General features: G+C 72.6%; 15 protein-coding genes, 1 tRNA gene and 1 pseudogene. 4 read left to right on the top strand and 13 right to left on the bottom strand.

What is annotated here, in order from left to right:
* Positions 1 to 13: 13 nt before the first annotated feature.
* Positions 14 to 1,339, bottom strand: a complete 1,326-nt coding sequence (locus IEY20_RS01750) for a M20/M25/M40 family metallo-hydrolase (RefSeq protein WP_175329218.1) — start codon at positions 1,337 to 1,339, stop codon at positions 14 to 16.
* A 174-nt stretch (positions 1,340 to 1,513) separates the two neighbouring features.
* On the opposite strand from IEY20_RS01750, the gene IEY20_RS01745 reads away from it, so the two are divergent.
* A tRNA-Leu gene (locus tag IEY20_RS01745) sits at positions 1,514 to 1,599 on the top strand.
* 175 nt (positions 1,600 to 1,774) lie between these two features.
* On the opposite strand, the gene IEY20_RS01740 is transcribed toward IEY20_RS01745, so the two are convergent.
* The 4 genes and pseudogenes from IEY20_RS01740 to IEY20_RS01725 all read right to left on the bottom strand — a co-directional run bounded on the left by IEY20_RS01740 (position 1,775) and on the right by IEY20_RS01725 (position 5,536).
* Complete coding sequence (locus IEY20_RS01740) at positions 1,775 to 1,996, bottom strand: hypothetical protein (protein WP_175329217.1); 222 nt, start codon at positions 1,994 to 1,996, stop codon at positions 1,775 to 1,777.
* A 261-nt stretch (positions 1,997 to 2,257) separates the two neighbouring features.
* A pseudogene (locus tag IEY20_RS17245) lies at positions 2,258 to 2,476 on the bottom strand (alcohol dehydrogenase catalytic domain-containing protein); the annotation flags it as partial.
* Between the two features lie 102 nt (positions 2,477 to 2,578).
* Complete coding sequence (locus IEY20_RS01730) at positions 2,579 to 4,069, bottom strand: HD domain-containing protein (RefSeq protein WP_175329216.1); 1,491 nt, start codon at positions 4,067 to 4,069, stop codon at positions 2,579 to 2,581.
* Positions 4,070 to 4,207: 138 nt separating this feature from the next.
* On the bottom strand, positions 4,208 to 5,536 hold the full coding sequence (locus IEY20_RS01725; protein WP_022904238.1) for an NAD(P)/FAD-dependent oxidoreductase: 1,329 nt from the start codon (positions 5,534 to 5,536) through the stop codon (positions 4,208 to 4,210).
* Between the two features lie 92 nt (positions 5,537 to 5,628).
* Here IEY20_RS01725 and IEY20_RS01720 point away from each other — a divergent pair, with 92 nt between their 5' ends.
* Positions 5,629 to 6,123 carry a GNAT family N-acetyltransferase gene (locus tag IEY20_RS01720; protein WP_175329215.1) on the top strand — a complete coding sequence of 165 codons (495 nt, stop codon included), beginning with the start codon at positions 5,629 to 5,631 and terminating at the stop codon, positions 6,121 to 6,123.
* A 76-nt stretch (positions 6,124 to 6,199) separates the two neighbouring features.
* Here IEY20_RS01720 and IEY20_RS01715 read toward each other — a convergent pair whose 3' ends face one another.
* From IEY20_RS01715 to IEY20_RS01695, 5 genes are read right to left on the bottom strand one after another with little or no spacing between them, the layout of a single operon-like run.
* On the bottom strand, positions 6,200 to 7,039 hold the full coding sequence (locus tag IEY20_RS01715; RefSeq protein ID WP_175329214.1) for a formate/nitrite transporter family protein: 840 nt from the start codon (positions 7,037 to 7,039) through the stop codon (positions 6,200 to 6,202).
* A 51-nt stretch (positions 7,040 to 7,090) separates the two neighbouring features.
* Positions 7,091 to 7,297 (bottom strand): hypothetical protein, encoded by a 207-nt coding sequence (locus tag IEY20_RS01710; protein WP_022904235.1) that lies wholly within the window; start codon positions 7,295 to 7,297, stop codon positions 7,091 to 7,093.
* Positions 7,298 to 7,304: 7 nt separating this feature from the next.
* Complete coding sequence (locus tag IEY20_RS01705; protein ID WP_175329213.1) at positions 7,305 to 9,251, bottom strand: DEAD/DEAH box helicase; 1,947 nt, start codon at positions 9,249 to 9,251, stop codon at positions 7,305 to 7,307.
* A gap of 17 nt (positions 9,252 to 9,268) precedes the next feature.
* Complete coding sequence (dinB, locus tag IEY20_RS01700) at positions 9,269 to 10,519, bottom strand: DNA polymerase IV (protein ID WP_175329212.1); 1,251 nt, start codon at positions 10,517 to 10,519, stop codon at positions 9,269 to 9,271.
* 46 nt (positions 10,520 to 10,565) lie between these two features.
* Positions 10,566 to 11,711 (bottom strand): acyl-CoA dehydrogenase family protein, encoded by a 1,146-nt coding sequence (locus tag IEY20_RS01695; RefSeq protein WP_175329211.1) that lies wholly within the window; start codon positions 11,709 to 11,711, stop codon positions 10,566 to 10,568.
* Positions 11,712 to 11,734: 23 nt separating this feature from the next.
* Here IEY20_RS01695 and IEY20_RS01690 point away from each other — a divergent pair, with 23 nt between their 5' ends.
* Complete coding sequence (locus IEY20_RS01690) at positions 11,735 to 12,550, top strand: SGNH/GDSL hydrolase family protein (protein ID WP_175329210.1); 816 nt, start codon at positions 11,735 to 11,737, stop codon at positions 12,548 to 12,550.
* A gap of 6 nt (positions 12,551 to 12,556) precedes the next feature.
* Here the strand turns inward: IEY20_RS01690 and IEY20_RS01685 are convergent, their stop codons facing one another.
* The 3 genes from IEY20_RS01685 to IEY20_RS01675 all read right to left on the bottom strand — a co-directional run bounded on the left by IEY20_RS01685 (position 12,557) and on the right by IEY20_RS01675 (position 16,212).
* Entirely contained in the window at positions 12,557 to 13,900 is a 1,344-nt protein-coding gene (locus tag IEY20_RS01685) for a serine hydrolase domain-containing protein (protein WP_175329209.1), read from the bottom strand.
* Positions 13,901 to 13,933: 33 nt separating this feature from the next.
* Positions 13,934 to 15,166 carry a D-alanyl-D-alanine carboxypeptidase family protein gene (locus tag IEY20_RS01680; RefSeq protein ID WP_175329208.1) on the bottom strand — a complete coding sequence of 411 codons (1,233 nt, stop codon included), beginning with the start codon at positions 15,164 to 15,166 and terminating at the stop codon, positions 13,934 to 13,936.
* 230 nt (positions 15,167 to 15,396) lie between these two features.
* Entirely contained in the window at positions 15,397 to 16,212 is an 816-nt protein-coding gene (locus IEY20_RS01675) for a TrmH family RNA methyltransferase (RefSeq protein ID WP_022905167.1), read from the bottom strand.
* 60 nt (positions 16,213 to 16,272) lie between these two features.
* On the opposite strand from IEY20_RS01675, the gene IEY20_RS01670 reads away from it, so the two are divergent.
* Positions 16,273 to 17,154 (top strand): Sir2 family NAD-dependent protein deacetylase, encoded by an 882-nt coding sequence (locus tag IEY20_RS01670; protein ID WP_188888859.1) that lies wholly within the window; start codon positions 16,273 to 16,275, stop codon positions 17,152 to 17,154.
* The last annotated feature ends 5 nt before the right edge of the window (positions 17,155 to 17,159 follow it).

Genomic DNA, 17,159 nt, shown 5'->3' with positions numbered 1-17,159 from the left:
ACCGTGGACGGTATCAGTAGGTCGCGAACAGGTCGCCGAGGACACGCCGCCCGAACGCCAGGGCGTCGAGCGGCACCCGCTCGTCGACGCCGTGGAACATCGCGGGGAAGTCGACGCCGGCCGGCAGCTGCAGCGGGACGAACCCGTAGCCCGCGATGCCGAGGGTCGACAGGGCCTTGTTGTCGGTCCCGCCCGAGAGCAAGTACGGCAGCACCGGGGCACCCGGGTCGTGGCGACCGAGGACGTCCCGCACCGCGTCGACGAGCGGACCGCCGAAGTCCTGCTCGAGCCCGATGTCGCGGAAGGACATGACGACCTCGACGTCGTCGCCGGCCAGCTCGCGGACACGTTCGAGCACGGACTCCTCGTCGCCGGGGAGGCACCGGATGTCGATGAGCGCCTCGGCGGCGTCCGGGATGACGTTGTGCTTGTAGCCCGCCTGCAGGACCGTCGGGTTCGTCGTCGTGTGCAGTGCCGCGTGGATGAACCGCGAGGCGGACCCGGTCGCGAGCGCGACCTCGTCCGGGCCGGTGACGGCGGGGTCGACCCCGAGGAAGCGCGCGACCTCGGCCACCATCGCGTCCGTCGTCGCCGAGAGCCGGACCGGCCATTCCTCGCTCCCGATCCGAGCGACCGCGGCGGCGAGCTTCGTCACGGCGTTGTCGCGGATGACGTGCGATCCGTGCGCAGCGGTGCCCTTCGCGACGAGCTTGATCCACATCAGGGCCTTCTCGCCGGTCTGCAGGAGGTAGGCGCGACGGTCGCCGAGGGTGATCGAGTACCCGCCGACCTCGCTGATCGCGGCGTCCGCCCCCGCGAAGACCTCCGGGTGGTTCTCAACGACGTGGTGGGAACCGAGCACACCCCCGGCTTCCTCGTCGGCGAAGTAGGCGATCACGAGGTCCCGCTCGGGTGCTCCCTGACCCGCGACGACGTCCGCGAGGGACGTCAGCATCATCGCGTCCATGTTCTTCATGTCGACCGCGCCACGACCCCACAGCATGCCGTCCTGCACCACGCCGCCGAACGGGTCGACGCTCCAGTTCGCCGGGTCGGCCGGGACGACGTCGAGGTGGCCGTGCACGACGAGCGCGGGCTTCTCCGGGTTGCGTCCGCGCACCCGGGCGACGACGCTCACCCGGTCCGGTTCCGACTCGAAGAGCTGCGGCTCGAGCCCCAGGTCACGGAGCTTCGCCTCGACGTAGTGCGCGGCCTCGGTCTCACCGCGGGACATCCCGTCGCCCCAGTTCGTCGTGTCGAACCGGATGAGGTCCCGAGCGATGGACGCGGTCTCCTCGAGCTCGATGTCGGCCGCCGTGCTCCCCTGGAGGTCAGTCATGCCCCCACGCTACCGGGCCGCTCCGACACCACCGATCCCCGGGTCCACAGCGGGACGCGCCCGGGATACGCGCCCGTGTTCATCGGGCGTTCAGACCCGTGCTAGTGTCTTCTCTCGGCAGGAACGCCGGGGAAAACGCCCCGGACGACCGGCCAGCACAACAGAACAACACCTGTCCGGGTGGCGGAATTGGTAGACGCGCTAGCTTGAGGTGCTAGTGCCCGTATTAGGGCGTGGGGGTTCAAGTCCCCCCTCGGACACACGGAATGGATGCCCCTTGGCCTTGCGGCCAAGGGGCATTTCGCGTTCGTGCTTCGCGGCGAGCATCGGCGTCGCTCCACTCGGGGCACCCCTCACCGCGACCACGACCGGACGGGAGGCGCGGGGCGGGCCCGCACCGCGCCTCCCGTCCGGTGTGCGTCACCGAGCGGGCGGTCACCGACCGCGACGTGCCCGCGCGATCCACCGGACCACGAGGACCGCGCCACCGACGGCGGCCGACCACCCCCAGTTCGCGACCACCGGGTCGAGGAGGCCGTGCCTCCAGTGCCGCCGCGACGAGCGGACGCGGGACGCGACCGGGTGCCCGGTGCCCTCCGCCCGGACGCCCGTCTCGCGCACGACCCGGTCGGGCCGACCACGCAGCGCGTCCGTCACCCGGTGGGTCGCGACGTCGATCCGGTCACCGAGGACGAGGAGCAGCCAGTGGGCCAGCCGCCCCTCGCTGAACCGGGCGTACGCGACCCGCCGGACCGCCGCGGCGGGTCCGCGATGTACGGGATGTGATCGGTCATGGCGCGCTCCTTCACGGGACGATCACGGGCTTGATGATGCCGTCGAGCTTCGACGAGAACAGGTGGTACCCCTCGGCGATGTGCTCGAGCGGGATGCGGTGCGTGACGATGTCGCTCGGCTTGGGGTGCCCGGCCTGGATGTGCTCCCGATGAACTCGAGCCCGAAGGTGTGCCCGACGCGGGTGTCCGACATCATGCCGTGGTGCAGGTGCAGGTGCAGGTCCGACCCGCAGATCGCCGCTCGTTCGACACGGACGACGGCGTCGTTCTCGTGCTGGATCCTCGGAACGGGCTTCTCCTCGACGCGGACCCGGGAGGGCCCGCGGAACGTCATGGCGCGCATGGACGCTCCTCTCGCTGGTGTCGTCCACGCTGACGACACGGGCGTCCGAGCCGTCCCAGATCCGCACGGATCGGACACCGGGTCGCGCAGGCCCGGCCGGGCTCACCCGTCGCGCTGCGCTCCGTCCGCGAGGTGCGCCCTGAGCCAGTCGCGGAGCCAGTCCCGCGCCCCGCCGAGGTCGGTGAACACGCCGTCGTCCTCGGCCTCCGTCGCTGCTGCGAGCACCTCGCGGAACCGCGGTCCGGGGGTCAGCCCGGCGTCCAGGAGGTCCCGTCCGGTGAGGAGCCCGGCACGTGGGCGCGTCGACACGTCGCGCAGCATCACCGCGAACCACTCCCGGGCAGCCGACGGTCCGGATGCGGGACCACGCCCCCGGGAGTCCGCCTCGCACACCCGGGCCCAGGCCTCGGCGGCCGACAGCGTCCCACCGAGCCGACGGAACAGTCGCCGCGTCGCCGCCACCGAGGGAGGTGCTCCCCCGGCCGAGTGGACCACCATGTGCTCCCGGACGAGGGGCACCACGCGATCGACGACGGCGCGCGGCGCACCGAGCCGACGCAACAGCTCGCGAGCCGCCACCGCGCCCGACACCTCGTGTCCCAGGCTCCGGATGCGAGGGGTTCCCTCCTCCGAGGAGACCTGCGTCCCGGAACCGGCCTTGCCGAGGTCGTGGAGCACAGCCGCGAGCACGATCACCACGCGGTCGTCGCCGCGGACGCCGTCCTCGGTGCAGGCACGGGCTGCGGCATCGCCCGCCAGGCCGGCGTGCACGTGGACCGGTCCCTCCGGGTGCCAGTGCGGGTCCTGCGGCACGTCGCGGAGGGCGGCGAGTTCCGGCAGGTGGACGTCCCACCCGGTGTCGTGGAGGACCTCCAGGGCCGCGGAGACGTGGTCGCCCAGCGCGGTCTTCCGGATCTCCGGCCAGACTCGCTCGTGTGCGACCTCGCCGAAGCGGTCGACGAGCGTGCGGGCGAGCGCGACCGTCCCGTCGTCGACCTCGAGACCGAACCTGGCGACGAGCTGCACCGCACGCAGCACCCGCAGCGGGTCGTCGCCGAAGCGCTCGGACGTGTGCCGCAGGACACCCACGACCGCGTCGTCGATCCCCCCGAACGCGTCGACGTACTCGTTCGTCACCGGGTCCCAGGCGACCGCGTCGACGGTGACGTCGCGGCGCGAGGCGGCCGCCGTGAACGGAGCGTCACCACCAGGACTCGCCACGGTCGCCACGTCGAGGTGCGTCCCGTCGAGCACGACCTTGAGGACCTCGAACCGGACGCCCGCCCGGACGACCACCGCGCCGACCGCCCGCAGTGCAGCCGAGACCGCGTCGAGATCCGTGCCGTACACCTCGATGTCGACGTCCGGCACGGCCGTGGCCGGGACCGTCCGACCGGACTCGCGGAGCAGGGCGTCACGGACGGTGCCGCCGACGACGACCGGGGATCCGACCGTGCGCAGCGCCTCGAGCGCGACGACCGCGGCTCCTCCGAGACCGAGGGCCGCAGCCGGGTCGGCTGGTCCGGGGCACCGGTGGACGCCCGTCGAGGGTCGCGCCGTTCCACAGCGCTGGCAGGTGATGGTGTCGATCATGGTCACGTCTTCCGGACCGTCGCGCCGCCGCGCGAGGGAGTCAGTCTGCCGCACCGTGCGGTGCGGGCGCCACCACGACACGGACGGGAGGCGCGGTGCCAGCCGACACCGCGCCTCCCGCCCGTCAGGTGGTCGCGTCTAGCTCTTCGACGCCTCGACGAAGTTGCGACGCGGGTCCGTCTCCTTGATGAGCGAGGTCGCGTCGCGACCGGACACCGCTCCGGTGACCCAGCCGATGACGATCCGCGCCTTGCGGTTGAGCGTCGGCATCGCGTACACGTGGTAGGCGCGGTGCGCGAGCCAGGCGAGCAGGTTCGTCATCTTGACGCCCTTGATGTTCGCCGCGCCCTTCGCGACGCCGTAGGACGCGACGGTGCCGATGGACGGGTGGCGGTACTCCTCGAGCGGCTTGCCCGTGATGGTCGCCACGACGTTGTCGGCCGCGACGACGGCCTGCCGGACCGCGTTCTGCGCGTTCGGCGGGTAGTACGCCGGCTGCTTCTCCGCGGTGAGGTCGGGCACCTGTGCGACGTCGCCGAGGCCCCAGACACCGGGGACGACCTCGTGCGTCGACTCGTCCTCGACCTGGAGCTTCGCGTTCGCGGCGAGGTGGCCCTTCGGTCCCCGCGGCAGGTCGGTGGCGTCGAGGAGCGGGTTCGGCTTGACGCCGGCGGTCCAGACGAGGAGGCCGGCAGCGAACTCGTCGCCGTCGGAGAGCTTGATGACGCCGCCCTCGGCGCTCGGCATCGTCGTCTTGAGGCGGACGTCGATGCCGCGGGCGCGCAGCGACTCGAGGGTCCACTTCGACAGCTCGGGGCCGACCTCGGGCGCGACGCGGTCGAGGGCGTCGATGAGGACCCAGCGGGGGTGCTCCCCCGCGAGCGACGGGTACGTCTTGATGGCGGCCTGCGACACGTCGAACAGCTCACCGATCGCCTCGACACCGGTGTAGCCACCGCCGACGAAGATGCTCGTCAGGAGGCGACGGCGCTCGTCCTCGTCGCGGGTGGCAGCGGCCTTCGCGATGTTGTCGAGGAGCTTGGCGCGGACGTACGCGGCTTCCTCGACCGTCTTGAAGCCGACGCCGTACTCCTCGAGCCCGGGCGTCGGGAAGGTCCGGGTGACCGATCCGAGCGCGACGACGAGCTGGTCGTAGCCGAGCGTGCGGTCGTCACCGCCCGCGGTCGAGATCGACACGGTCTTGTCCTTCGACGAGATCCCGGTGACCTTGCCCTGGATGACCCGTGTCTTCTTGAGGGCGCGGCGCAGCTCGAAGGTGACGTCCTTCGGCGCGATGTGGCCGCCGGCGACCTCCGGCAGGAACGGCAGGTACGTGTAGTAGGTGTTCTGGTCGACGAGCGTGATGCGCATCGGAACCGTCGCGGCGTGCTTCTGCAGCTGCTTGACGGTCGTGTAGCCGGCGGAGCCGCCACCGAGGACCAGGACGTGCGGGATCGAATCTGCCATGTGTCCGGTCTACCGGAGTTTCCCTGGCGGCGTCACCAAGCCGCGCCGTCGGTCGGCGCGGTCGTCGCTCCGCGGATGGGTACGGTCAGGGCATGACGACGTCGATCTCCGTCCGGTCCGCCACACTCGAGGACGCCGAACCGATCGCACTGGTCCACGCGACGTCGTGGCGCGAGACCTACGGCCGCTTCGTGGAGGACCCGGACACCAGCCCGTGGTTCGCCGTCGAGCCGCGGATCGCGATGTGGCGGACGAACCTGACCGAGCACGCGTTCTCCACCGTGGTGGCCCTCGACGGCGACGACCTGGTCGGCTTCGGTGCCGTGCGACCGACGCCGTCCTCGCCGACCGACGAGGACCCGGTGCGGCCGGAGGAGCTCACGATGCTCTACGTGCTGGCGCGGGCGCACGGATCCGGTGCCGGGCAGCGACTCCTCGACGCGGTGCTCGGCGACCGTCCGGCGTCGCTGTGGGTCGCGGAGGACAACCCGCGGGCGCAGGCGTTCTACCGACGCAACGGGTTCGCCACCGACGGGGCGAGGTCGTCGTTCGGCCCGATCGAGCGGTCGCTCCGGATGGTGCGCTGAGCTCCGCCCGCCTCGCTGGTGGGCGCTGTCGCTGGAGGGCGCTCCCCCCGGTCGGCGCTGTCGCCGGTGGGTGCTGTCACTGTTCCGTGCTCGACCGACCGGGCTCGGCGGGCGCGCTCCGGCGACGGTGCTGCAGCAGGTCGGCCGACCGGACGAGGCGCAGCGCGGTCACGAGGACCACACCACCGAGGACGTTGAACACGAGGGTGTACCCGAACCACCCGAGCCACTGGCCGTAGCTGATCGACGCGCCGGCCTGGATGGCGCCGAAGACGAGCAGCGAGTCGAGGATCGAGTGGAACAGCTGGAGGCCGGACAGCAGGAACCCGCCGATGACCGCGGCGACGATCTTCGCCGGGTCGGAGTCCGTCCCCTGCTGCATCCGGGTCACCAGCGTGATCGTGCTGCCGCCGAGCACGGCGAGCACCGCGACCTGCAGCCCGAACGGCGCGTCCACGTAGTGGCGGGCCGACTCCTCGAGTTCGTCGTGCCACTGCGGGAACGCCTGGACGACGAGCCACATGAAGAGCCATCCGCCCGCGAGGTTGGCGACGAGGGTGCCGACCCACAGCCGGAGGAGCTGGCCGACCGTCCCCTCCTTCGCGACGAGCGCGACGATCGGCATCAGGAAGTTCTCCGTGAACAGCTCGCTGTGCGCGAGGTACAGCGCCACCAGCCCGACACCGAACGCGATCCCGGCGAGGAGGTGGTCGCCGGTCGCGTGCAGGACGGCGAGGTACGCCATCACGCCGAGCCCGATCTCGAGGCCGCCGGCGAACCCGGTGGCGAGCACGACCCGCGTCGTCCGCTGCAGCCGTTCGGTGCCCTCCTCGACGACGGCTTCGAAGGAATCGTGGATCTCGTCTTCGACGGGGGCATCAGCACGGCCGACTTCGCGGCGACGTTCGTCGGTCACGGATCGCACGCTAGACCGTGCCTGGTGTGCACGCCCGGCGTCGGTCGCGGCTCAGTCTCGTCGGCGGTCGCGGAGGCGCCACCATGCGGTCTCGGCGAGCTCGGGGCCCGTGAACACCCCGTGGGCAGTCCGACGCGACTCGGTGAGCGAGAAGCGGCGCAGCCGGTAGCCCCCGGCGAACCGGTCGATGATGGCCTCGGGCGAGGACTCCGCGTCCCGCTTGACGAGCCACGTGCGGTCGTCGACGGGCTCGATCACGGGAGGGTCACCGCCGTCCGCCGATGCGCGACCGGAGCACGTCGATGCGCTTCTGGATCTGCTCGACGCTCGCCTGCGCCACGGCCGGACCGCCGCTGATCCGTCGGAGCTCCGCGTGGATGGCCCCGTGCGGCTCGTTCGAGTGCCGGGACCAGATCGAGACGAGGCGTGCGAGCTCGGTCCGCTGCTCCTTGAGCGTCATGTACATCGGCCGGCTCTCGTCCGGCGTGGCCCTCGGCATCCCGTCCTTCGCCGGCCGCCCCTTGGAGCGTTTGGCCTGGGACGCCTGCCGGGCTCGGAGCAGGTCGCGCACCTGGTCGGGCTCGAGGAGCCCGGGGATGCCGATGAAGTCGAGTTCCTCGAGCGAGCCGACCTCGCCACCGGACCCGAACTCGCCGCCGTCGTAGAGCACGCGGTCGAACGACGCCTGCGAGTCGAGGGCCTCGAACGGCTGCACCTCGAGCAGGCTCTCGGACGCGCGGTCCTCGCGGTTGGCCTCGGCGACCATCGCGTCCTCGGGGTTGTACATCCCGTCGTCCGCGTCCTTCGGGCGGTCGAGGGCGTGGTCGCGTTCGAGCTCGAGCGACGCCGCGAGGGCCATCAGGCCTGGAACGCTCGGCAGGAACACGGAGGCGGTCTCGCCACGACGGCGGGCACGCACGAAGCGACCGATCACCTGGGCGAAGAACAGCGGCGTGCTCGCGCTCGTGGCGTACACACCGACGCAGAGCCGCGGGACGTCGACGCCTTCGGACACCATGCGGACGGCGACCATCCAGCGTGAGTCGCCCTCGGCGAACGCTCCGATGCGCTCCGAGGCGGCGGCTTCGTCGGAGAGGACGACCGTCGGCCGCTCCCCCGTGATCTGCGTCAGCATCCGCGCGTACGCCCTGGCCGTCGTCGTGTCCGTGGCGATGACGAGCCCGCCGGCGTCGGGGACGCCCCGACGGACCTCGGTGAGCCGTTTGTCGGCGGCCGTCAGGACCGCGGGCATCCACTCGCCGTCGGGCGACAGGGCGGTGCGCCACGCCTGGGCGGTGATGTCCTTCGTGACCTGCTCGCCGAGCGAGGCCGACATCTCGTCGCCCATGCGGGTCTTCCAGCGCATCTGACCGGCGTAGGCCATGAACAGCACCGGGCGGACGACGCCGTCCTTGAGCGCGCGCCCGTAGCCGTAGTTGTAGTCCGAGATCGAGGTCCGGATCCCCTGCTCGTCGGGCGCGTACTGCACGAACGGGATGGGCGCGGTGTCGGAGCGGAACGGCGTGCCGGACAGCGACAGCCGACGGGTGGCCTTCGAGAAGGCTTCCCGGATGCCGTCGCCCCAGGTGAGGGCGTCGCCGCCGTGGTGGACCTCGTCGAGGATGACGAGGGTCTTGCCGCCGGCCGTGATGCGCTGGTGCACCTCGGGGTTCATGCCGACCTGGGCGTACGTGATCGCCACGCCCTGGTAGTGCCGGCCGAACATGCCGTCGCCGTTCTTGAACATGGGGTCGATCCGGATGCCGACCCGGTCGGCGGAGTCCGCCCACTGGCGCTTCAGGTGCTCGGTCGGGGCGACCACGACGATCCGGTCAACGGTGCCGCGGGCGAGCAGCTCGGTCGCGAGCCGGAGCGCGAAGGTCGTCTTGCCGGCGCCCGGGGTCGCCGCTGCGAGGAAGTCACGGGGCTCGGTCTCGAAGTACTTCGTCAGCGCCTCGACCTGCCAGGCGCGGAGCTTCGACGCGGTACCCCAGGCGGCGCGGTCCGGGAACGCGGGCGAGAGGTGCTCGGCGGCGGCGTTGCCTGCGGCCTCGGCCTGCGCGGCGGCTTCGTCGTGGGGCCGCGCGGCGGCTTCGTCGTGGGGCCTGGCGGCGTGGCCGTCGGCGGTGGCCGGGCGCTCGATCGGGTTCGACGACGCATCGCCCCACAGCGTGGCGGCCTGCTGCTGGTTCTCGTACTCCGCTGCGCTCACTGCACGCGATTCTACCGTCACCCGGGGTCCTGCCTGGCGTGCGGGGCCCGCTGCTCGGGCGCGCCGCGGACGAGCGAGGCCGGCCGGAGCACGCCCGCGCCGAACCGTGCCGCCACGGCGTCGACCGTGGTCTCGGTGTCTCGCCACGGCGCGTCGTCGTCCCACAGGGCGTTGCTCGCCGCCGCGGGAACGAGGTTCTCGCCACGGACGCCGATGAGCCGGATGCGGTTGCCCGGTCGGTGGAGGACGTCGTAGAGCTCGACGGCTTCGCGGTGGATCCGCTTGGCGACGTCGGTGGGCTCGGCGAGGGTGCGCGACCGGGTGAGCGTCGTGAAGTCGGTGTACCGGACCTTGAGCGCGACGGTCCGCGCCTGCACGTCGGCGCGACGGAGCCGGACGGCGACCTTGTCGGCGAGGCGCAGGAGTTCCCGGGCGACGTCGTCGCGTTCGGTGAGGTCGCGGCCGAAGGTGACCTCGTGCCCGATCGACTTCTCACCGACGCCGGTCTCGACGGTCCGTGGGTCGCGGCCCCACGACAGGTCGTGGAGCCGCTGGCCGCCAGCGGGACCGAGGGCCGCGACGAGCGACGGCAGCGGCGTCGTGGCGAGGTCGCCGACGGTGCGGATGCCCCGGCGTTCGAGGGTCTCCTGGGTCTTGCCGCCGACGCCCCAGAGCGCGGACACGGGCTGCGGGTGGAGGAACGCGACCGTGTCGGCAGCGGGGACGACGAGCAGGCCGTCCGGCTTCGCCCGACTGGACGCGAGCTTGGCCACGAACTTCGTCGACGCCGCCCCGACCGAGCAGTGCAGCCCGGTCTGCTCGAGGACGGCGGCGCGGATGGCGGTGCCGATCTCCCACGGGGTGCCGTAGAGCCGGATCGCGCCGGCGACGTCGAGGAAGGCTTCGTCGATGCCGAGCCGCTCGACCCGCGGGGTGAAGCGGTCGAACACGGCCATCACGGCGGCGGACTGCTCGCGGTACTTCTCGAAGTGCGGCTCGACGATCACGGCGTTCGGGCACCGCCGCTTCGCGACGGCCATCGGCATCGCGGAGTTCACGCCGTAGCGTCGGGCCTCGTACGTGGCGGCGGTGACCACGGAGCGGTCGGAGTCGTGCCCGACGATCACGGGCAGCCCGACGAGGTCGGGACGGTCGAGCAGTTCGACGGAGGCGAAGAACGCGTCCATGTCGACGTGCAGCACGGTGGCGCTGACGTCGTCGACCGGTGCGTCGGAGACGAGCCGGTTGCGTCCGTCCTGCTTGCTCACACGGCGATGATGCCACCCACCACCGACAACGCCGGCTCCCCGCTCGTCAGCGGGCCGGACCGAGCAGCGCCGACGCGATCGTCCGCGCCGCGGAGTCGCGGGAGGACGGGTGGTACTGCCCCGCTCGGACGTCGCGCGCCAGGCGGGCGAGCTCGGCGTCGTTCCGGTAGGCCGCTCCGCCGACGACCCGCATCGCCTCGTCCACGACCTGCTGGGCCGCGTCGACCGTGCGGGCCTTGGTGCCGACGAGGAGCGGGAACCAGCGCGCCCCGTGGTCGACGAGCTCGTCGACGTCCCGGGCCAGGGCGTCGACCTGGAGCGCCACCGCGTCGACCACACCCTGGGCGTCCGCGAGGGCGCGACGCACCGCGGGGTCCTCGGACCGCGGCGTGCCGTCCAGCGACCTCCGTCCCCGGACGGCGTCGACGGCGAGCTCGACGGCACGCTCCGCGACGCCGACGTACACGGACGCCACGAGCAGCTCGAAGGCGGCGAACACGCCGAACACGAGCGGGTCCTGGTTCGGCCCGACCGGCAGCACCCGCGCGATGCGGTCGGCGGGGACGTGCACGCCGTCCAGGACGGTCGTGCGGCTCTGCGTCGCACGCATGCCGAGGGTGTCCCAGTCGTCGCGGTGGGCGACGTGGCCGTCGGACCGGAGCACGAACCCGTGCACGAGCACCGGCTCCGGCCCAGAGGTGTCCTTCCCGAACACGCTGAGGACGTCCCACGCGGGCGCGAGCGAGGTCGACACCTTCGTGCCCGTGAAGCGGTAGCCGCCGTCGCCGTCCGGCTCCGCCGTCGTCAGCGAGTCGAAGAGCACGGCGTCGTTGCCGGGTTCGCTCACCCCGAACGCGAGCAGGTGGTCGTCCGCCGCGTGGTCGGTGACGGCCTGGAGGAACGCCTCGCCGCGCGCGCGCACGCTGCGGGCCGCCTGCACCCACACCTGGTGCATCCCGAGCCCGAGCGCGGTCGCAGGGGCGGACCGCGCGAGGGTGCGCTGGACCGCCGCGGTGTCGCGGAGTCCGAGGTCGAGGCCACCCTGCTCCGCGGGCACCCCGATCCGCAGGTAGCCGGCGGCGCGGAGCTCGTCGAGGTCCTCCGCGCAGAAGGCGTTCGCCGCGTCGTAGCCCGGCGCCCGCGCGGCGATGCGCTCGAGGAGGTCGGCGGGGATCGGGTTGGCCGTGCTCATGGCACGAGACTAGGGTCCGATGCGTGTCAGTACGTCATCCCTGGTCCAGGTACGTCGCGATCGGTGACTCGTTCACCGAGGGGATCGGTGACCCGGACCCCACGGTGCCCGGGGGCAACCGCGGTTGGGCGGACCGGGTGGCCGAGGTCCTCGCGCACCAGGCGGCCGCCGCCGGTGCGGGCGACGGCGACTTCGCGTACGCCAACCTCGCGATCCGCGGGCGTCTGCTGCAGCAGATCATCGACGAGCAGGTCGAGCCGGCCCTCGCGCTCCGGCCGGACCTCGTCACGGTGTCGGCGGGCGGCAACGACATCATCCGCCCCGGGACCGACCCGGACGACCTCGCCGAGAAGGTCGATGCGATGATCGCCCGGCTGCGCAGCGACGGCGCGACGGTCGTGATGTTCACCGGTCCGGACGTCGGCATGACGCCGGTGCTCGGGATGGTGCGGGGCAAGACGGCGATCTACAACGAGAACCTGCACGCGATCGCGCTGAAGCACGGTGCCCTCGTCGCGGACATGTGGGCGCTCCGGGTGCTCCGCGACCCGCGGATGTGGGCACCGGACCGGCTGCACCACTCGCCCACCGGCCACGCCACCGTCGCGGCCGCGGTCCTCGACGCGCTCGGGGTCGACCACGGGCTCGCGCCGTTCAACCCCGAGCCGCTCGAGGCACGCCCCTGGCGGGAGGCCCGCGTCGAGGACCTCGGTTGGGCGCGGGAGTACCTCGTGCCGTGGGTCGTCCGGCGCATCCGGCACACGTCGTCCGGCGACGGCGTGCACCCGAAGCGGCCGGAGCTGCAGGACGTCGTCGACCACCGGTCCGACACGCCCTGACCGGCCTCAGTCGGCGGGCCGTCGGAGCGTCGTCGGTCCGTCGTGCAGCGGCTGGGTCACCCAGGCGAAGGTGGCGTCGCCCGTCGCGGTGTCGACCCGGACGTGCGCGGCGTGCGGGGTCTCGACGAACCGGACGGACACGAGCACCGCCGCGCCGTCGTCGACCAGGGCCGCGCTCCCGGCGAGCGGCCCCTCGACCGCCCACGCCCCCTCCGCGACCGGGACGGACAGGTGCCCGCCCTCGACGTCCAGCTCGAGCCGCCACCCGTGACCGTCGCGGTGCAGCGGTCCGACGGCAGCGACGTCCGGGAGCCGCTCCCCCGCGACCGGTGGCAGCCCCAGCGAGGCGATCCGTTCCTCCAGGCCGGTGTCCGCAGCCGCGCCGGGGTCCGCAGCGTCGACGGCGGGCAGGAGGTGCTCCCAGGCCGCGTCGAGCACGGCCTGCATGTCGAGGCTCTGCCCGGTCAGGGCGAGCACGACGTCCTGCTCCGGCAGGACGACGCAGAACTGCCCGTAGGCACCGTCGCCGCGGAACCCGTGCCGAGCCATCCAGAACTGGAAGCCGTAGCCCTGGCTCCAGTCCGGGTTCTCCTCCTGCGGGTTCTCGACCTGCACACGGGTCGCGGCGTCGACCCAGTCCTCGTCGAGGATGCGCTGCCCGTCCCACACGCCCCGCTGCAGGTACAGCTGCCCGAGCTTCGCGACGGCCTCGACCGGGGCGTAGCACCCGCTGAACCCGAGCTCGTTGCCCTGCTCGTCGCGCTTCCAGGCGAGGTCCTCGATGCCGAGCGGGTCGAGCAACCGCGGCCGCAGCCAGTCGACGAGCGACCCGCCGGACACCCGCCGGACGATCTCGGCGAGCGTGTACGTGCACGGCTGGTTGTACGCGAACACCGAGCCCGGCTCCTCGTCCGGCCGCAGCAGCAGGAACCCCCGGACGATGTTCGTCGGGTCGATCGCCCGAGCGCGCTCGAGCGTCTCCTCGCGGTGGCCGCTCGCCATCGCGAGGACGTGCCGCACGCGGATCCGACGACTGCGCTCGTCGGTCACCTCGGCGTCGAGCTCCGGGAAGTACGACAGCACGGTGGCGTCGAGGTCGACCAGGCCCTCGCGCACGGCGATGCCGACACCGGCCGCGGTGAAGCTCTTGCTGAGCGAGTACAGCAGGTGCACCGACTCGGCGCGGTACGGGTCCCACGTGCCCTCCGCGGCGACCTGACCGTGGCGGAGCAGCACGAACGAGTGCGCTTCGACGTCCGGCGTGGACTCGAGGGCGTCGAGGAACGCGGCGACCCCGCGTGCGTCGATGCCGAGGGCGGGCGGGGAGCTGCGCGGGAACGTCGTCGTCACACGGTCGACCCTACGGCCCGCACGGTGTGCGTGTCAGGTCCCCTGGAACGGGTTGGTCCAGCGCCACCAGACACCCGGGTCCGCGATGGAGCGGTCGAGCTCCAGCGGGACCGTCACGGCCGGGTGGTCCGAGATCGTGAAGCGCACCCGCCCCACGCGCTCGCCGCGGTCCCCGAACGTCACCCGGTCGAGCCGGGTCTTCGCCGTCACCGTGGTCCGGCCCCACACGAGCACCTGGGACGCCTCTGCCGCGACCGCGTCCGCCCCGTCCTGCCACGGCGTGCTGTAGGTACCGAAGGTCTGCCCCTGGTGCGTCAGCGTCACGACCTGGAAGTCGTCGGCGACCGACCGCAGCAGCCGCTGGACGTCCTCGTCGAGCGAATCGTGGTCGACGCCCCCGAGCATCGCGCCGACGACGGTCACCTTCCGACCGCCCCGCTCGTACGTCGCGGCGAAGAGCAGGCACGCGCCGGCCTCGTCGAGCGTGCCGGTCTTGATGCCCTCGACGCCGTCGAGACCGAGGAGCTTGTTCGAGTTCTCGATCTCGCCGACGCCGGGCACGGTGACCTGCTTCGTCCCGACGATCTCCTTCACCACGGGGTTCGCGAGGGCCAGCTGGCCGAGCTCGACGAGGTCGGTGGCCGTCGCCGTGTTGTCGGGGTCGAGGCCGGTCGGCTCGTGGATCCGCGTGTGGTCGAGACCGTGCTCGTCGAGCCACGTGTCCGCTGCCCGCTCGTACGCGTCGAGCGACCCGAACGCCCACAGCGCCAACGCGCCGGCGTAGTTGTTCGCCGACTTCATCAGCATGACCTGGAACGTCTGGTACTCGGAGAGCCGCAGCCCGGCGGGCATCGGCGCGACCTCGCCGTTCTGCGCGAGGTACTTCGCGTACAACCCCTGCATCTGCTTCGTGAACGTGATCGTCGGACCCCGCTCGCCGCGTCGCATCGGCTTCTCGTCGAGGACCACGAGCGCCGTCACGACCTTCGAGATGCTCGCGATCGACCGTTCCTCGCGGTCGCCGCTCGTCCGCAGACTCTCCGGGAAGTCCGTCGCCTCGACGGCGGTCGCACCGTAGCCCGGGAACGACAGCTCCGGAGTCGTGGTCGTCGGTGCGGCGTAGGTGGTGGTCGCGGCGCTCGCCGGGGCGAACGGCACCACGGCCGCCGCGACGAGGTAGCCCACCGTGAGCAGGAGCACGGCGACCACGGTGATCGTCACGGGGTGCCGGACGGCGGAGCGGGGGCGGCGGACGACTCGTGGCACAGCAAGGGAGCGTACTGGAGGCGCGTGGCGGCTCCCCGGGTGTCCGCCCGGTCCGGCGGGGCGCCGCCGGGCCGCGCGTCCGGCACGGTGCGAGGTTCCACGCACCGTGGCAGGGCATTCCCCTCGCACCGTGTCGACAACCTCGCACCGAGCGGGGCGCAGCGCAGCGCCGGGCGGCCGCCGCGACCGGCCGACGCGAACCGTCGGGAGAGCTCTTCGTCGGCGTGCGGTCAGCGCGCCCGCTGGGCGTGCGCCACGGCCCAGAGGCCGACGGCGCTCGCCGCGGCCACGTTGAGGGAGTCGACGCCGTGCGACATCGGGATCCGCACCGTCGTGTCCGCCGCCGCGATCGCCCGGTCCGTGAGGCCCTGCCCCTCCGTCCCCATCACGAGCGCCACCCGCTCCGGGACCTCCGCGACGAACGCGTCGAGGTCCACCGACCGGTCCGTGAGCGCCATCGCCGCGAGGTGGAACCCCTGCGCCCGGAGCTCCTCGCCCGCCGCCGGCCACTCCCCGATGCGCGTCCACGGCACCTGCAGCACGGTCCCCATGCTCACGCGGACGCTCCGGCGGTAGAGCGGATCGGCACACCGCGGGCTGACGAGGACCGCGTCGGCACCGAGGCCGGCGACGCTCCGGAAGACCGCCCCGACGTTGGTGTGGTCGACGATGTCCTCGAGGACGACGACGAGCCGCGCGTCCCGGACCACCTCGGCCACCGACGGCAGTACGGGGCGGTGCATCGCGGCGATCGCCCCGCGGTGCATCCGGAAGCCGGTGAGCTCCTCCAGCAGGGCGTCCGCACCGACGAACACCGGGCCGTCGTGCTCGGCCACGAGCGGGAGGACGTCGTCGAGCCACTTCTCCTGCACGAGCACGCTCCGCGGCACGTGGCCGGCACGGACCGCCCGCTCGATGACCGTGTTCGACTCCGCGATGTACAACCCGCCCTCGGGCTCGGTGACCCGGCGGAGCGCCACGTCGGTCAGCCGTGCGAAGTCGTCGAGGCGCGGGTCGTCGAGGGAGTCGATGCGGACGGGGTGCACGGGGCTCCGATTCGTGGGAAGTGCGCTGGACGGTCGGCTGTTGAGGGTACCGTGAACACGATGCCCACGAGCGACGAGCACAGCACCGCGGCCGACCTCGACCGCGCCGTCGAGCTGCTCGCGGGCAAGCGCCTCGCCGTGCTCTCCGGAGCAGGGCTCAGCACCGACTCGGGCATCCCCGACTACCGGGGCGAGGGCCGTGTCGTCCGGAAGCCGATGACCTTCCAGGAGTTCCGCTCCGACCCGGCCAAGCGCCAGCGGTACTGGGCCGGCTCCCACCTCGGTTGGCGGACCTTCGCCGCGGCCGTCCCGAACGACGGGCACCGGGCGCTCGCCGACCTCGAGCGCGCCGGGGTCGTCACCGGGGTGATCACCCAGAACGTCGACGGGCTGCACCTCCGCTCCGGCTCCCGTCGCGTCGTCGAGATCCACGGCTCGATGGACCGCGCCGTGTGCCTGACGTGCGGCCAGGTGTTCTCGCGGTCCGACCTCGCCGCGACGCTGGACCGCGCGAACCCGTGGATCGACGAACCCGGCTCCGTGCAGCTCCAGCCGGACGGCGACGTCGAGATCACCGACGTCGAGCGCTTCGTGGTGCCGGACTGTTCGGTGTGCGGCGGTGTGCTCAAGCCCGACGTGGTGTTCTTCGGCGAGTTCGTGCCGGCCGAGAAGTTCCGGGAGTCGGTCTCGCTCGTGGCCGACGCCGACGCGCTCCTCGTCGTGGGTTCCTCGCTGACCGTCAACTCGGGCGTCCGCCTGGTCGACCACGCCGTCCGCCGGAAGCACCCGGTCGTCATCGTCAACCGCGGGACGACCCGGAGCGACCGCCGCGCCGCGGTGAAGCTCGACGCCGGCACCACCGAGACGCTCGTCGCGCTCGCGGAACGCCTCGGCACGGCAGCGGCAGCGGCCGCGGCGACGGCCGCGGTCGATCTGGGATGATCGTC

This window comes from Curtobacterium luteum (assembly GCF_014646995.1).
GTDB lineage: Bacteria > Actinomycetota > Actinomycetes > Actinomycetales > Microbacteriaceae > Curtobacterium > Curtobacterium luteum.
Note: the sequence above shows the minus strand (reverse complement) of the source record. Positions and strands in the feature narration are given on the sequence as shown.

Excerpts from the sequence above, each read along its gene's own strand:
- IEY20_RS01750 (WP_175329218.1), bottom strand. The coding sequence starts at position 1,339 with ATGACTGACCTCCAGGGGAGCACGGCGGCCGACATCGAGCTCGAGGAG.
- IEY20_RS01670 (WP_188888859.1), top strand. The coding sequence starts at position 16,273 with ATGCCCACGAGCGACGAGCACAGCACCGCGGCCGACCTCGACCGCGCC.
- IEY20_RS01730 (WP_175329216.1), bottom strand. The coding sequence starts at position 4,069 with ATGATCGACACCATCACCTGCCAGCGCTGTGGAACGGCGCGACCCTCG.
- IEY20_RS01695 (WP_175329211.1), bottom strand. The coding sequence starts at position 11,711 with ATGAGCACGGCCAACCCGATCCCCGCCGACCTCCTCGAGCGCATCGCC.
- IEY20_RS01725 (WP_022904238.1), bottom strand. The coding sequence starts at position 5,536 with ATGGCAGATTCGATCCCGCACGTCCTGGTCCTCGGTGGCGGCTCCGCC.
- IEY20_RS01720 (WP_175329215.1), top strand. The coding sequence starts at position 5,629 with ATGACGACGTCGATCTCCGTCCGGTCCGCCACACTCGAGGACGCCGAA.